The sequence below is a fragment of the Brevibacillus sp. M2.1A genome, from assembly GCF_013284355.2.
GTDB lineage: Bacteria > Bacillota > Bacilli > Brevibacillales > Brevibacillaceae > Brevibacillus.
The window spans coordinates 600,001-615,585 of the sequence record NZ_JABSUY020000001.1 but is presented as its reverse complement, the minus strand read 5'-3'; the positions used below and the strand labels follow the sequence as shown (position 1 = coordinate 615,585).

Below are 15,585 nucleotides of genomic sequence, written 5' to 3'. Positions count from 1 at the left end.
CAAGACATGCTGTTTTTCACAGTCAAGCATAACGGATTGGCTTCATGATCCGTTGACGACCGGAAAAAGTAGCAATCTCCGCTACCTCTTTTGAACGAAGGACTTCCAGGTTCTCCGCCACGTATCTCCCAATATCGTCGGGAAAGTGCGCGTCGGACGAGAGTGTCAGTGGAACGCCATGCGCCACCAAAACGTCGAGGAAAGCAGGACTGGGGCACATTTCCTGAACGGGATAGCGGTAGTACAGGCCCGCATTGATTTCGGTCGCTGTATCCGTTTCTTTCAAAGCAGTTGCGATTCGATGGTAATAGGGAACAAGCTCCGATTCCTCTGGGCGATGGGAGAACACTTTCAGATTGTCCAGATGAGCAACAAAATCAAACAAGTTGCTCCTAATCATAGATTCAACTGTATGGAAAAAGTCCCCGTATAACTGTTTCAAGTCGTGCTGCTCAAACAGATGGCGAGTCTCGGGATTGTCAAAGCCCCATCCTTGTAAAAAATGAACAGAACCGATCACATAATCCCACGAAGCGCCTTCGAGCAAGCTTTCCAATTCTGCTTCCCCGCCGATAAAGTAATCCGCTTCGATCCCCAGCCGCAACTCCACACCGCTTGCGGACCAACGCTGCTTTGCTGCTTCAATGGCGACACAAAAGTCACTGAGGCTCTCGGTGCATACTTGATCAAGCCACGTTCGCTGCAAGCGACCCAAATCGGTGTCACCCAGGTCCATATACCGTTCAAAGTAGGGACGGGCTTCACGAAAGCGGTATAAATGATCGACAATCCCCACTTCCTTCAAGCCTTTGTTTAACGCTTCACGCAAATACAGATCGATCCAAGACGGGTCGTATGCTCCCAAAGACATCCGGTTATTTAATCGCGCAAGACTGTCCAGCAGCCAGGCGCGGGTATGTCGAGGTTCAGTTAACGGATAAAAGTGGTCGAGGGCTATATTGGTACGGTTGAGCCAACGCAATGAAAAAGGCCCTTCTTCCAGATGAAGATGATAGTCGATCAGCATGTGAAGTCTCTCCTTCCCGGATGTTCGCATATCCAGGTAGTTTGTATGCCAGACGATAGCCATTCATCCGGCATCGGCTGGTCACAAACAACCGCGCTGACATCCTGCCAGCCGCAAATACGAAAAAATTGCGTTTGATCAATCTTGGATGTATCTCCTAATACATAGACTTGCTCCGACCGCTGTACCATCATGGTCGAGCACAGCGTTTCTTCCATGTCATAATCGGTGAAGCCATCAGCCGTCATTCCTCCACAGGAAATAAAAGCTTTATCAAAATGAAAGCGGGAGAGCAGCTCGCAGGTAAACGCCCCAGCAACCGATTTTTGGGCCGGATGGGTCACCCCCCCCAGCATAATGACCTGACCGTTGAATTGATTGGCTTCCAACAGCTCGTTTAGTAAAGAAGCGGCGGGGAGCGAATTCGTGACAATCGTTAATTGATTGAGGCCCTTTATCGCACGTGCCAATTCCAGTGTTGTCGTCCCGACATCGAGCGCGATAGTATCCCCGTCAGACAAAAGTTCTGCCGCGATTTGCCCGATTTTCGTTTTTGCCGTCTGTTGGATCGCCTGTTTCTTTTCAAAGTGCGGCTCACGTTTCGCCAAATGAAAAGGGATTGCTCCTCCGTACACTCGCTTTAACAAACGTTGCTGTTCCAAATGGTCAAGATCACGTCGGATTGTCTCCGGTGTTACTGCCAGGTTTTTTGCCAGGCTCATCACCTGAATTTTACCGTGGCGGTTCAATTCGTCCAGAATCACTTGCTGTCGTTCTTCAGGCAATAGTGTCATAAAGCGGAATCACATCCTTGGGACTTACATACAATGTTTTTGTTGTGCCGATCTGCTCCTGCTCGAAGGACAGGTGAAGTGTGTCCACCAGTACAGGAACATCCCGCATGTTCAGCTCGTAACGGGTAATGTTGCCGAGCATGGTTACCTGAGCGATATTCCCGGTCAAACAGATGTCCTCCCCAGCCAACCGCTGTTCGCGAAACGTCTCAGGACGGATTGCGAATCGTTCAACTGCTGGATGAGACAGATTAGGCGCGATTCGGTTAAGCTGCTCGGCAGTCAGCACGTTGTAATTGCCGATGAAGCGAGCAACAAATTCAGAGCGAGGTCGCGTGTAAATCTCTTGGGGACTGCCGTGCTGAACGATTCGTCCACCATTCATGATGTAGATGCGGTCACTGACAGCCATGGCTTCTTCCTGATCGTGAGTAACCAGCACAGTCGTCATGTTTAACTCACGTTGGATTGTGCGTAGCTGCTTTTGCAAATTTTTGCGAATCTGGGCATCGAGTGCACTAAGCGGCTCATCCAGCAGAAGCACTTTTGGCCGAGTAACGAGAGAACGGGCGAGTGCCACACGCTGCTGCTGGCCGCCAGACAATTCACGCGGGTAAGCCTGCTCCTTTCCCACCAATCCCACCAGCTCAATCATTTCTTGGACACGCAGCCGAATCTCCGTTTTCGAGATTTTGTTCATTTCCAGACCGAAGGCAATGTTTTGACTGACCGTAAGATTGGGAAAGAGTGCGTACGATTGGAACACCATGCCGATTTGCCTATTTTTCGGCGACACGTCCGTCACGTCTTTGCCGTCGATGTAGATCATGCCTGTATCCGGAGCCGTCAAACCACTGAGGATGCGTAATAGCGTACTTTTTCCACACCCGCTAGGGCCAAGTAAAGTGACTAGCTCGCCTTTTTCAATCGCAAGATCGAGTTGCTGCAACACGTGTTGACCGTGAAAGGTTTTGGACAAGTGTTCGATTTTGACGTAGCTCATTAGGGGACCTCCTTGCGTGCGAAGCTTCGGCGCGTGAATTTTACAACCAGGCCAGTGATGATAGCCATCAGGACAAAATAAGTGACAGTAATCGCGCTGGCGACATGTCCGCTTGACGATAGCTTGGCGTACAGATACATCTGCAGAGTTTCGTATCTTCCTCCCACCAGGATGTTAATCAGAACGAATTCACCAAACAAAATGGAGAACGACAAGAGCGAGGACACGAAAATTCCAGACATGATATTCGGAACGATAATCCGTACGAACGCCTGCCAGTGGCTCGCACCCAATAGCTCGGCTGCCTCCATCAACGAACGTGCCTGCATCGCAAGCAGACTATTGCGCGTTCCCTGATAAAGATACGGAAGCAAACCGACCAAATACGCCCCGGCGGTGATGATGACCATTGGAATTCCGTTTCCTGAATAAGTACGGATCAATCCGACGGCCATAATAACACCCGGAACAGCATAGGTCAGCATCACCAAAATCTGAACCAGCCTCTCCATCCGGGGAGCGTAGACGATAATGGAGAATACAGCAGGAACAATAATGACCACGGCAACGACAGTCGTCAGAAAGCTGAGCAGAAAAGAACGCCCGAATGCTTGCAAGAATCGAGGATCAGAATACAGCTCTGCGAACCATTTTCCTGTGAGTCCTTCCGGCAAAATCGTACTGTTCCACTCGGTTGCCAGTGAGTAAAGGATGGTAGCCGCTACTGGCAAAAACAAATACAACATGACCAACGCAAACGACAAGGATGGCAAACTGATCCGCTTCAAGACAAATCCCTCCGAATCTTCCGCGTCAGCCACTCGTTCACGAGTAAGGCTCCTGCAAGCGTAAGGCCGAGCAGTACAGCGAGAGCGCTACCCAGCTCGGGTCTGGCAAAAATGTCGCCAGATACTAGCGCGCCAATCCGAATGGGTACCAGATTGTAGTTGCTCCCAGTGAGCGCATAGGCAGAAGCATAGGCACCCATTGCATTGGCAAACAGAATGCTGAATGTGCCGACGATGCCTGGAAGCAGTACCGGAAAACCGATTCTCAGCCAAAACTTCCATGGACTTGCCCCAAGCAGCTCGGCCGCTTCCATCCATTGTTTCTGAATGGCATTGTACAGGGGATACAAAAGCATTACCGCCAGGGGCAGTTGAAAATAAATATAAACAAGCGTCAAGCCGCTCCACGAATACAGAGTAAAGGACTCACCAAAATCAATCCCCATTTGCTTCGCGAGCAAAACAAACAATCCACTGTTTCCCAACAGGACAATAAAGGCAAATGCGAGCGGAATTCCCGCAAAATTGGAGGTTAGATTGGTAATGACAAGCACTCGCTGTTGCAGAGATTGCGGGAAACGGGTAATCGCATAAGTGGCGAAAACAGCAACGACGATTCCAATGAGAGCAGACAGGAACGAGATGAGCACGCTGTTCTCAAAAGCCTGCAAGTAATACGGATTTGAAAAAATCTCACGATAATGACTAACGGTAAAACCGCCGCCCCCCTCGGCCTGAAAGCTCCCTCCAATCATAGAAAGCAATGGGACGAGGAGAAACAGAGCGATCATTGCAAAGAACGGAATCGTCGTGACCCAAAGCATACTGACAAATCGTTTCATCGCAAAAACTCCTTTCTTAGAGGAAAAGACGCCCCCTTAGGGAGACGTCTTACTCAGCCCTCCTACGTTCAATGACTGCATCTCTTTCGAGGGGGAGATGCCGAGCAAATGGCAGGCAAGCGGAGCCACCTGCAATTGCGGAATTTCCTCCTCGCGAATACCGGGAGATATCAGGTCGCTGATGACAAACAAGGGAACGTCCCGGTCAGCGCTAGAAGTACCACCATGATTTCCATCGGCTGTCATCCCGTGATCGGCTGTTACGATGATTTGATAACCAGCATCGATCCACGTAGGAAGCACATTTGCCAGTATCGAATCTGCCGCCAGAACGCGATTTCGATATCGCGCGGAATCGGCCGTATGCTTATGTCCGTCATCATCGATATTCATGGAGTGGACGTAAAGAAAATCCGGATTGTATCCATTCAGCAAAAAGTTGGCGTCAGCAAACAAGTGTGTATCTGGATAGTGATCTTCCCAGTAGAACATTCCGTTTTGTATCGGCTTGTCGGTGTTCAATTGGATTCGGTCGTAAAACGGATTGAACGGAGCCTTGTTATAAAGCTCACTTACCCAGCAATAAGCCGCAGCAGCGTTGGACAGTCCGTTTTTCTGCGTCAGGTGAAAGAGACTCTCCTGGTGCGAAAGCCGAACCGTCTGATTGCTGGAAATACCGTTCTTCCACACAGGGGTTCCCGTTAAAAGAACCTCGTACAAAGGACGAGAGAGACTGGGTAGTTCTGATCGCACCTGAAAGCGGGCCGCAATGCCGTACTCAACCAGGTGATGCAGGTACCCCATGTGCGAGACGGCTGTATCAAATCTCAATCCGTCGAGCACAATCATCGCGAGCTTGCTAGCGCACATGGATTAACACCTTCTCCTGCCATAACTGCGGCAACTTTTTAGCCGTCTCTTCCCAAGCAGTCAAATCGCCCACCGGACGTGCGTTTTTATACATGTCATCCGGGAGCAGCATGGCTTTAGCGGATTCATCCAGCTTGGCGTTAGCGCGAATCGGTCGTGCATAGCCGCGAGCCAAATTGGACTGTCCAGCGTCGGAGAGAATGTATTCACGAGCCAGCATGGCAGCGTGTGGGTGCTTGGTGTACTTGTTGATAACCGTAGCGTATCCGCTGCTGACTGATGCTTCTTCCGGGATGAGGACATCAAAGCGGTTTTTGTCGATTTTGTCCCGATACCCGAGCGCGTTGAAATCCCACAAGATAGCAACTTCGACCTCACCCTTTTCTAGATTGGCAAGACTCGGATCGCTCGTACTGAGCCGCTTGTTCTTTGCCAGCTCAGCGAAAAAGTCAATACCGGGCTGAATATTTTTCTCATCTCCCCCATTAGCATAGGCGGCGGCCAGAACGGCAAATTGCGCCTGATTCGCTTTCATGACATCGCCAATCGCGACCTTGTAGCTTCCGTTTTTCAAATCTGCCCAGGACTTGGGAGGATTTTGCACCTTTGTCTTGTCAGTGATAAAAGCCAGTGTTCCCGTATAGCCCAGCAGCCAATGTCCTTCATCATCTTTTGCCCAGTCGGGAATGTCGTTCCAGTAAGAGGTTTTGTAAGGCAGCGTCAGCCCTTTTTGCTTGGCTAACGGTCCAAAAGCGATGCCTACGTCACCGATGTCTGCTGTGGCGTCTTCTTTTTCCGCTTCAAACTTAGCCAATTCTTCTGCGCTCGACATGTCGGTGTCCGTATGCTTCAAGCCATATTCCTTTGCAAGATTGCTCCAGGTCTCCCCCCAGTTTGCCCACGTGTCCGGCATTCCCACGGAGTTGACTTCTCCCTCCTGCTTCGCTTTTTCCACGATTTGATCCAGGGTCAATTGCGACGTATCCAGAGAAGTGCCTGATTTCGTCTCGGTGGCACATCCCGCAAGCAGAAAAACGGAAGTCATGACAACAACGGTTCGTTTCCAGCTTAACTGGTTCCCTCTCATCTTTAAGGCCCCTTTTCGTTTTTATTTGTGTTTGATCTCTTGCTTTTTTCTAACCCAATCGTAAACAATCAAAATGAAACTGATATAAATGCGTTGTTAAAAAGCTATTAAGACTCTATGAAAAATAGAAGTGAACGCAAAAAGTGGTCCTCTGAATACCAGAGAACCACCTAGTCCTTCGTTTTTCCTGTTTAATTATGCGCGAATTGCTCCTCTTCCGTCGATCCGCTGAGTGCAGTCGTAGAGGAATTGCCGCCAGAGATGACCTGCGCAACCTCATCGAAATACCCGGTACCCACTTCACGCTGATGACGAGTGGCGGTATAGCCATGTACTTCGCTAGCAAACTCAGCCTGCTGCAATTCAGAATAGGCAGCCATTCCGCGGTCACGATATCCCCGCGCCAATTCAAACATGCTGTAATTCAGGGAGTGGAAGCCAGCGAGCGTGACAAATTGGAACTTGTAGCCCATCTCGCCGATCTCTTCCTGGAAGCGAGCGATAGTCTGTTCATCCAGCTTCTTTTTCCAGTTGAAAGAAGGAGAGCAATTGTACGCTAACAGCTTGCCCGGGTATTTGGCATGGATCGCTTCGGCAAAACGGCGTGCTTCCTCCAAATTCGGCTCAGAAGTCTCGCACCAGATCAAATCTGCATAAGGAGCGTACGCAAGGCCACGGGCAATCGCTGCATCCAATCCGCCGCGTAGACGGAAGAACCCTTCTGCTGTTCGTTCACCCGTCAGGAATGGTTTATCCTGCTCGTCGATGTCGCTGGTGATCAGGAAAGCGCCATTGGCATCGGTACGTGCCACGATAATTGTTGGGACTCCCATCACATCTGCCGCAAATCGAGCGGAAATCAGATTACGTACAGCCGCCTGCGTCGGAATCAGTACCTTTCCGCCCATATGGCCGCATTTTTTCTCGGAAGCCAGCTGGTCTTCAAAATGCACACCTGCTGCGCCCGCTTCAATCATGCCCTTCATCAATTCAAAGACGTTCAATGGCCCACCAAAGCCCGCTTCTGCGTCAGCCACGATCGGAGCAAACCAATTCGTATCGGTACCACCTTCTGATTGATCGATCTGGTCAGCGCGTTGCAATGCCTGATTAATTCTTTTTACGACTTGAGGAACACTGTTTGCCGGGTAGAGGCTTTGATCAGGATACATCTGACCAGACAGATTGGCATCGGCCGCTACCTGCCAGCCACTCAAATAAATCGCTTTTAATCCTGCCTTTACCTGCTGAATCGCTTGATTCCCGGTCAAAGCCCCCAACGCTTTAATATGGTGCTCGGTATGCAACAAATTCCATAGACGCTCTGCTCCCAGACGAGCCAGTGTATGTTCGATTTGTACGGAACCGCGCAGACGAACGACATCTTCTGCCGTATACGGACGTGTAATTCCTTTAAAACGCTCACCCTGCCAGCTTTGCTCCACCTGTTGAATCGCTTCCTGTTTGTTTACTTTTTTCATTTTCATTTCCCCCACTCATTTTTATTTTTACAAATAGCGATAACCCGGTACCGTTAGGAAGTCTTCAAAATCTTCTGTCGTTACCAATTGCAAGAACAGATCTCCAGCAGTCGGATACTTGCTTTTGTCGTATCTCTCCTGGCCAATTGCTTGCTTGATCGCTTGCAACTCCTCACTCAGCCACTGCTTCACCAAGCCTTCCGTCACCTTTCTACCATCCTGCAAGACTCCGTGACGATGACGCATCCATTGCCAGACTTGTGCCCGCGAAATTTCTGCTGTAGCCGCATCCTCCATCAGATTGTTGATCGGCACAGCCCCAGAGCCTCGCAACCAAGCCTCGATGTACTGCAAACCTACGCTTATGTTCGTACGGACACCCGCTTCTGTAATCGTGCCCTCTGGGACTGCCAGCAGTTGACTAGCAGATACGTCTACGTCTTCACGTTTGTACCAAATTTGGTTCGGCTCTCTCATCAGGCGATCGAACACTTCCATGGCTACCGGCACTAGCCCAGGGTGAGCAACCCAAGTCCCATCATGTCCATCATACGCTTCCCGCTCTTTGTCAGCGCGCACTTTGGCAATGGCTTCTGCGTTTTGTACCGGGTCATTTTTCACCGGAATTTGTGCAGCCATTCCGCCAATGCAAGGCGCCATCCGTTTATGGCAAGTCTTCACGGCCAGCGTTGTGTAAGCTTTCATGAACGGAACTGTCATGGTTACTTGCGCACGATCCGGTGTAATCACATCAGGCTGATTCCGCAGCTTTTTGATATAGCTGAAAATGTAATCCCAACGTCCGCAATTCAGTCCTGCACTATGCTCGCGCAGCTCATACAAAATCTCATCCATCTCAAAAGCTGCGAGAATCGTTTCGATCAATACTGTCGCGCGAATCGTGCCGCGTGGAATATTCAATTCATCCTGCGCGAAAAGGAAGACGTCGTTCCAGAGTCGAGCTTCCAAATGGCTCTCCAGTTTCGGTAAGTAGAAATACGGTGCTGTTTGATTCGCGACAAGAGCATCTACGTTGTGGTAAAAATAAAGTCCGAAGTCAAGCAGGCTGCCGGAGATCGGTTTTTGATCGAGGAGGATGTGCTTTTCTTCAAGATGCCAGCCACGAGGACGCACGATCAAAACCGCTGTTTTTTCATTGAGGGTGTATGATTTGCCCTCCGGACTGATGTAAGAGATATTGCGGCGTACCGCATCCTTCATGTTGATTTGGCCTTGGATGGTGTTCTCCCAGGTCGGTGAGTTCGCGTCCTCAAAGTCAGCCATGAAAAGCCGAGCACCCGAGTTCAGTGCATTGATGACCATTTTCCGGTCACCCGAAGGTCCTGTAATCTCCACCCGTCTGTCCTGCAAATCTTTGGGCAATGGAGCAACAGTCCAATCTCCTTTGCGAATGTCCGCTGTTTCCTCTAAAAAATCGGGTAGTTGACCTGCATCAATCTGCAATTGGCGCTCCACGCGCTTCGCCAACAATTGTTGGCGTCTGTCGCCAAACCTTTGCTCCAGCTTCATCACGAATTGAATCGCTTCTGGTGTCAGGATATCTTGATAACCAGGGTGCATCTCACCGGAAATCTGCACCTCCAGCGGATATGGATTCGTTGGTACAGTAGTCAAAACAGCTCCTCCTCCCTCACTTGAAAGTTATTATGGTACAGATCGATAAAATGTTTTTTATTATATAACAGCGATAGCAAAAAAAATGTCCTTACTCCTGATACCCGCTGCCACTGCAATGGCTGCAGCATACATGACCGTCTCCCAAGCAATTGTGGCAAGCCGCTCCGTTGGCATCACGACCAACGCCTCCACATCTTGGGCAATTTTGTTCTCCGTTACCTTCACACCGATAGCAGTCCATTCTCCATTCCTCCATTTCTGTATTAAAACAATTTTCTTAAAATTTGTTTTTATTATATAACAGAGATTAGTACAGTGCAACACGTTTTTTTAAAAATATATCTGTATTAGTACACAATATAAAACAGCCCTTGACCCGTTATGGATCAAGAGCTGTTTTCCAAATCTCTCGCTTATTACTTCGGTGCGATCTTATCTACTCCGCCCATGTACGGACGAAGAGCTTCTGGAATTACGATTGTTCCGTCTGCCTCTTGGTAGTTTTCCAAGATTGCTGCTACTGTACGTCCAATCGCCAAACCGGAACCATTCAATGTATGCACAAATTCTGGCTTTGATTTCGTATCGCGACGGAAACGGATATTGGCACGGCGTGCTTGGAAGTCTTCAAAGTTCGAGCAAGACGAGATTTCACGGTATGTGCCGCCGCTTGGAATCCAAACTTCCAGGTCGAATTTCTTCGCAGCCGTAAAACCAAGATCGCCTGTGCACATGCTCAGGACACGGTATGGCAATCCAAGCAGTTGAAGCACCTTTTCAGCGTTTTTCACCAGTTTGTCGAGTTCGTCATAAGACTCTTCTGGTTTCACGAATTTCACCAGCTCAACTTTGTTGAATTGATGCTGACGAATCAACCCACGCGTATCACGGCCAGCAGAGCCCGCTTCCGAACGGAAACATGCGCTGAAAGCAGTGTAGTAGCGAGGGAGATCCGCTCCATCCATGATCTCATCACGATGCATATTGGTGACGGGCACCTCTGCTGTTGGAATCAGGAAGTAATCTGGTCCCTCGATTTTGAATGCATCCTCTTCAAACTTAGGCAATTGCCCCGTTCCCGTCATGCTCGTACGGTTGACGATATACGGTGGGATCACTTCTTCATAGCCATGCTCATTCGAGTGCAAATCCATCATGAAGTTCATCAATGCGCGCTCCAGACGTGCGCCCAAGCCTTTATAGAAAACAAAACGGCTTCCTGTTACTTTTGCCGCGGTTTCAAAATCGAGGATGCCTGCTTGGCTAGCCAGCTCCCAGTGAGGCTTAATCTCGAAGTCAAACGCACGTGGCTCTCCCCATGTCCAGGCGATCACGTTATCGTCTTCAGTCGTACCGATCGGCGTGCTTTCATGCGGAAGGTTTGGCAGGCTCAGCAAAATGAACTCCAGCTGTTCATCCAGTTGGCGCAGCTCTTCATCCAAAGCCTTGATGCGCTCATTTACTTCTTTCATTTCAGCGATCAGATGGTCTGCATTTTCCTTATTGCGTTTCATGACAGCTACTTGCTCGGATACCGTGTTACGCTTATTTTTCAGCGCTTCTGCCTCTTGGATGACTTCGCGACGCTTTTCATCTACTTCTACGAATTGATCCAACGCAGAAATATCTTCATTGCGGTGAGCCAAACGGCGTTTTACTTCTTCTAAATCCTGGCGTAATACTTTTACGTCCAACATGTGTAAATCCCTCCGAATCGTATTGAAAAAAAAAACAAAAAACACCCGTCCCCTGGTAAGGGACGAGTGTTGTATACCCGCGTTGCCACCCTCGTTGACATATGCAGCAATCCTTCATGCATATGCCCACTCTTCCGTCATAACGGGACGGTTCCGGGCAAAGTTGTTGTTCCTTTGCCACTCCGAGATGGATTCCCTCACATAACCGGATCGGTTTGCACCTACCACCGACTCTCTAGGCCTGGCTCTTGTGAAGTACTTGTTCTCATCATCGCATTCTCATTCATGAATACTATTATTGTTAACTGTACTACAGGTTCTATACGTATGTAAAGAGCAGCCCATCCTGATCTGTACAGAAAAAAGAAGATCGGCACCTTTTTACGGCCGATCTTCCGGTATGACAGCTAGCTTCTGTATTCCTTGACCATGTCGAGGAAGTATTTGTGCAGTCTTGTATCTTCGGTCAATTCTGGGTGAAAGGCTGCTGCCAAATAATGACCGCTTCGGGCGACAACAATCTTGTCTTCATGCTTGGCCAAGACTTGACCATTCTCTCCCACTTCCATAATATACGGAGCCCGGATGAACACTGCCGGGTAATCTGCCGCTACACCCGCAACAGGCATCAAGACTTCAAAGCTCTCCTTTTGGCGACCAAAAGCATTCCGCTCGACTTTGGTATCCATCAAGCCTAAATGGTAATCGTCTTGTCCTTGAATCCGTTTCGCCAGAAGAATCGCTCCTGCGCAAGTTCCGAAGATCGGCTTGTTCGCCTTACCGAATTCTTGAATAGCCTCCATGAATCCGTACTTGTGCATCAGCTTGCTAATCGTGGTGCTTTCTCCGCCGGGAATGACCAGTCCATCTAGGGCATCCAGTTCTTCTACTTTTTTGACCGGGACAGCTGTCGCACCAACCTCTTCTAGCATTCGCAGATGTTCTGATACAGCTCCTTGTAGAGCGAGTACGCCGATTATCATGCTACTCACCTTACCAGCCGCGCTCTTGCATGCGATCAGCTTCACGAATTTTGGAGATTTCGATTCCTGGCATTGCCGTTCCCAAGCCTTTAGATACGCGAGCAATCAGTTCGTAATCTGTGTAGTGAGTGGTCGCTTCCACAATCGCGCGAGCAAACTTCTCTGGATTCTCTGATTTAAAGATACCAGAGCCAACAAACACGCCATCCGAGCCGAGTTGCATCATCAGGGCAGCATCCGCTGGTGTTGCTACTCCGCCTGCTGCGAAGTTTACGACTGGCAGCTTACCTGTTTTGTGTACCTCTTCAAGCAGTTCGTATGGAGCACCCAGGTTTTTGGCTTCTGCCATCAGTTCATCGTAGGACATAGCTTGCACTTTGCGGATTTGGGACATCATCGTGCGCATGTGACGAACAGCCTCTACAATGTTTCCGGTTCCTGGCTCACCTTTTGTGCGGATCATGGATGCACCTTCCCCGATACGGCGGAGAGCTTCACCCAGATCACGGGCGCCACATACAAACGGTACAGTGAACTCTTTTTTATTGATATGGTACAAGTCATCTGCCGGAGTGAGCACTTCACTCTCATCGAGATAATCTACACCCAGAGACTCGAGAACACGCGCTTCAACAAAATGACCGATACGAGCTTTTGCCATAACAGGGATCGAAACAGCATTCAGTACTTCCTCTACAATGCTAAGGTCCGCCATGCGAGCAACTCCACCTGCTGCACGAATGTCAGACGGGACACGCTCCAAAGCCATTACAGCAACAGCACCCGCTGCTTCTGCAATTTTCGCTTGTTCAGCATTCACGACGTCCATAATGACGCCGCCTTTTTGCATTTCAGCCATACCTCTTTTAACGCGGGATGTTCCTACTTGTACCATTAAAAATACCCCCTACATCATGAGTCAGAACCGAAACTGTTATGCGGTGTTATGGTTCCTGTTACCGTCATTGTAAACGATAGATGTAGGGGAAAACAATAGTTATTTAATTTCCTGTTCCACTGCTAAACAAATTGCTGAAAAACTCAATGATGCTGCGGAAGAACAGACGAATCCAGCTGGCTTCCTCTACTGCCTGTCCTGCTACGATATCCACGCCTGCTTTTGCTGCGTCTTCAGGCTGCAAGTAATCCGATTCCTTCATACCTTCTTCTTTCAAAACAATCTTACCGACAACTTGTCCTTGCTGGATCGGTGCGGTTAGCTCCTGGAAGGTAACTGTTGGCGTGTATTTTGCTTCCGTACCGGTTTTGGTGATCATGTTTACTTCACTGCCTGTAACAACTGGCACAGTTACCTCTACACCGTTTTTCACAGGAGCTGTTTCAAATCCTTTGACTGGTACATTCTTGTCCATTTGTTTTGTGAGCTTGAAATTGGCAAAACCGTAGTCAAACAGTTTTCTCGTCTCAGCAAAACGCTTTGACTCGGAGCTAGTTTTCATCACGACGCTAATCAAACGCATGTTGTCGCGAACAGCCGTACCTGTAAAACAATAACCTGCTGCATTTGTATGCCCCGTTTTTAATCCGTCTACACCTGGGTAATAGCTAATCAGGCTAGGCAGCATCCAGTTATAGTTTTTCTTGCTCCACTCTTTTGGTGTACCTGTACGGAAGGTGAAGATTGGTTTTTTGGAGGTCTCCAACGCATCCGGGAAATCGTGAATCAGCGCACGGGCAAGGATCGCTGCATCACGAGCAGACATCAGGTTTTCTGTTTGATCGGTCTGAACAGAGTATGGACCCAACTCATTGGCTGGTAATCCAGTTGAAGTGACGAACGAAGTATTTTTCATACCAAGCTCTGCTGCCTTTTTGTTCATCAATTCAACAAAGGCTGCCTCACTGCCTGCGATCTTCTCAGCCAAAAGTACAGTAGCGTCATTGGCTGATACGATTGCCATCGCTTCATACAATTGTTTAACTGTAAAGGATTCGCCTAAATTCAAATACACACCAGACGAATCAGAAATTTTAGCAATATAAAACGCATATTCACTTACAGGGACGACATCATCCCATTTCATTTTCTTTTGCTTGATGGCATCATGAACCAGATATTCGCTCATCATTTTACTCATACTCGCAGGCGGAAGTGCTACATCAGGATCTTTACTATAGAGAACCTTTCCCGTCGATGCCTCAACAAGAATGGCAGACTTCGCTTCCAATTGTAAATTCGCTTGAGATGCTACAGGGGCAGCTTCCACCTTTGAAACCGATCCTCCCATTGCTGTAGCAAAAACAGCGACAGAAAGGAACAGACCTGTCAATCGCTTTGTCCATGTCTTTCGCTTCATGTAATCTCTCACTCTCCTATTTCTGTCGATTTCTTTTTTCATGAAACAAGCACACAATTGTAAGTGTACCATAGGTTGCAGGGTGGCTTGAAGCGAGATTCCTCCTATTTCCACATGTTAGTGGCTAGTAAAAATCCCCTCTCTTTATAAAAGAAAGGGGACGTAGGTCTTCTTTACCACTTTTTCGCTTAAGAAATCGAGTAGTTAGGTGATTCTTTTGTAATTTGTACATCGTGTGGGTGGCTCTCACGCAAGCCAGCGCCGGTAATGCGAACGAACTGGGAGTTTTGAATCAAATCTTCGATAGTCTTCGCTCCGCAGTATCCCATACCTGCACGCAGTCCACCAATCAACTGATACGTGACATCCGCCAATGGGCCTTTGTAAGGAACACGGCCTTCGATCCCTTCCGGAACGAGCTTTTGTGCGTTCTCTTGGAAGTAACGGTCCTTACTGCCGGCTTTCATCGCGCCAATCGATCCCATTCCGCGATATACCTTGAAACGACGCCCTTGGAAAATCTCGAATTCGCCCGGGCTTTCTTCTGTACCAGCGAACAGGCTTCCGATCATGATCACTGAAGCACCTGCACCAATTGCTTTTGGCAAATCACCGGAGTATTTAATGCCGCCGTCGGCAATAATTGGAATATTGTACTCTCGTGCTACCTGTGCACAATCATGGATCGCTGTAATTTGCGGAACACCGATACCTGCTACAACACGAGTTGTACAAATGGATCCAGGACCGATACCAACCTTCACCACAGATGCGCCAGCTTCGATCAGATCGCGAGTAGCTTGTCCAGTTGCAACGTTTCCTGCGACGATGGTGAGCGTTGGGTATTCTTTGCGAACTGCTTTTACCGTTTCAATTACGCCTTTGGAATGCCCATGAGCCGTATCGATTACCAAAACGTCTACGCCAGCTTGTACAAGTGCTGCGGCACGCTCAAACGTGTCTGCTGATACCCCAACAGCAGCACCACACAGCAAGCGGCCTTGGTTATCTTTTGCTGCATTTGGGTATTGGATTGCTTTTTCAATATCTTTAATCG

At 48.8% G+C, this 15,585-nt stretch carries 15 protein-coding genes and 1 other annotated feature (1 of these 16 only partly in view); all 15 genes read right to left on the bottom strand.

Annotated elements, in window-relative coordinates:
- Window positions 1–22: 22 nt before the first annotated feature.
- On the bottom strand, window positions 23–1,027 hold the full coding sequence (locus HP567_RS02850; protein WP_173612153.1) for a histidinol phosphate phosphatase domain-containing protein: 1,005 nt from the start codon (window positions 1,025–1,027) through the stop codon (window positions 23–25).
- Window positions 1,021–1,821, bottom strand: a complete 801-nt coding sequence (locus HP567_RS02845; RefSeq protein ID WP_173612154.1) for a DeoR/GlpR family DNA-binding transcription regulator — start codon at window positions 1,819–1,821, stop codon at window positions 1,021–1,023. The genes HP567_RS02850 and HP567_RS02845 overlap by 7 nt, the downstream gene beginning before the upstream one ends.
- Window positions 1,805–2,824: an ABC transporter ATP-binding protein gene (locus tag HP567_RS02840; RefSeq protein ID WP_173612155.1), complete on the bottom strand. Its 1,020-nt coding sequence runs from the start codon at window positions 2,822–2,824 to the stop codon at window positions 1,805–1,807. Before HP567_RS02840 ends, HP567_RS02845 begins: the two co-directional genes overlap by 17 nt.
- A complete protein-coding gene (locus HP567_RS02835) occupies window positions 2,824–3,612 on the bottom strand; it encodes an ABC transporter permease (protein WP_173612156.1) in 789 nt (262 codons plus the stop codon). The genes HP567_RS02840 and HP567_RS02835 overlap by 1 nt, the downstream gene beginning before the upstream one ends.
- Window positions 3,609–4,454: an ABC transporter permease gene (locus HP567_RS02830; RefSeq protein ID WP_173612157.1), complete on the bottom strand. Its 846-nt coding sequence runs from the start codon at window positions 4,452–4,454 to the stop codon at window positions 3,609–3,611. Before HP567_RS02830 ends, HP567_RS02835 begins: the two co-directional genes overlap by 4 nt.
- Before the next feature lie 36 nt (window positions 4,455–4,490).
- Window positions 4,491–5,324 (bottom strand): alkaline phosphatase family protein, encoded by an 834-nt coding sequence (locus HP567_RS02825; RefSeq protein WP_173612158.1) that lies wholly within the window; start codon window positions 5,322–5,324, stop codon window positions 4,491–4,493.
- Window positions 5,314–6,411, bottom strand: coding sequence for an ABC transporter substrate-binding protein (locus HP567_RS02820; RefSeq protein ID WP_173612159.1), 1,098 nt, complete (start codon window positions 6,409–6,411; stop codon window positions 5,314–5,316). The genes HP567_RS02825 and HP567_RS02820 overlap by 11 nt, the downstream gene beginning before the upstream one ends.
- Before the next feature lie 191 nt (window positions 6,412–6,602).
- Entirely contained in the window at window positions 6,603–7,892 is a 1,290-nt protein-coding gene (gene aceA / locus HP567_RS02815; RefSeq protein WP_173612160.1) for an isocitrate lyase, read from the bottom strand.
- Between the two features lie 27 nt (window positions 7,893–7,919).
- A complete protein-coding gene (aceB, locus tag HP567_RS02810) occupies window positions 7,920–9,527 on the bottom strand; it encodes a malate synthase A (protein WP_173612161.1) in 1,608 nt (535 codons plus the stop codon).
- 60 nt (window positions 9,528–9,587) lie between these two features.
- Window positions 9,588–9,755 (bottom strand): hypothetical protein, encoded by a 168-nt coding sequence (locus tag HP567_RS02805; RefSeq protein ID WP_173612162.1) that lies wholly within the window; start codon window positions 9,753–9,755, stop codon window positions 9,588–9,590.
- Between the two features lie 191 nt (window positions 9,756–9,946).
- Window positions 9,947–11,227: a serine--tRNA ligase gene (serS, locus tag HP567_RS02800; protein WP_106785127.1), complete on the bottom strand. Its 1,281-nt coding sequence runs from the start codon at window positions 11,225–11,227 to the stop codon at window positions 9,947–9,949.
- 55 nt (window positions 11,228–11,282) lie between these two features.
- Window positions 11,283–11,508, bottom strand: a binding site (T-box leader).
- 126 nt (window positions 11,509–11,634) lie between these two features.
- Window positions 11,635–12,210, bottom strand: coding sequence for a pyridoxal 5'-phosphate synthase glutaminase subunit PdxT (pdxT, locus tag HP567_RS02795; protein WP_173612163.1), 576 nt, complete (start codon window positions 12,208–12,210; stop codon window positions 11,635–11,637).
- A gap of 10 nt (window positions 12,211–12,220) precedes the next feature.
- Window positions 12,221–13,105, bottom strand: a complete 885-nt coding sequence (gene pdxS / locus HP567_RS02790) for a pyridoxal 5'-phosphate synthase lyase subunit PdxS (RefSeq protein ID WP_012683798.1) — start codon at window positions 13,103–13,105, stop codon at window positions 12,221–12,223.
- A gap of 106 nt (window positions 13,106–13,211) precedes the next feature.
- Window positions 13,212–14,528, bottom strand: coding sequence for a D-alanyl-D-alanine carboxypeptidase family protein (locus tag HP567_RS02785; protein WP_173612164.1), 1,317 nt, complete (start codon window positions 14,526–14,528; stop codon window positions 13,212–13,214).
- Between the two features lie 188 nt (window positions 14,529–14,716).
- Window positions 14,717–15,585: the 3' portion of an IMP dehydrogenase gene (guaB, locus tag HP567_RS02780; RefSeq protein ID WP_173612165.1), read on the bottom strand. It continues 592 nt past the right edge of the window; only the last 869 of its 1,461 coding nucleotides appear in the window; its start codon lies beyond the right edge, outside the window; its stop codon occupies window positions 14,717–14,719.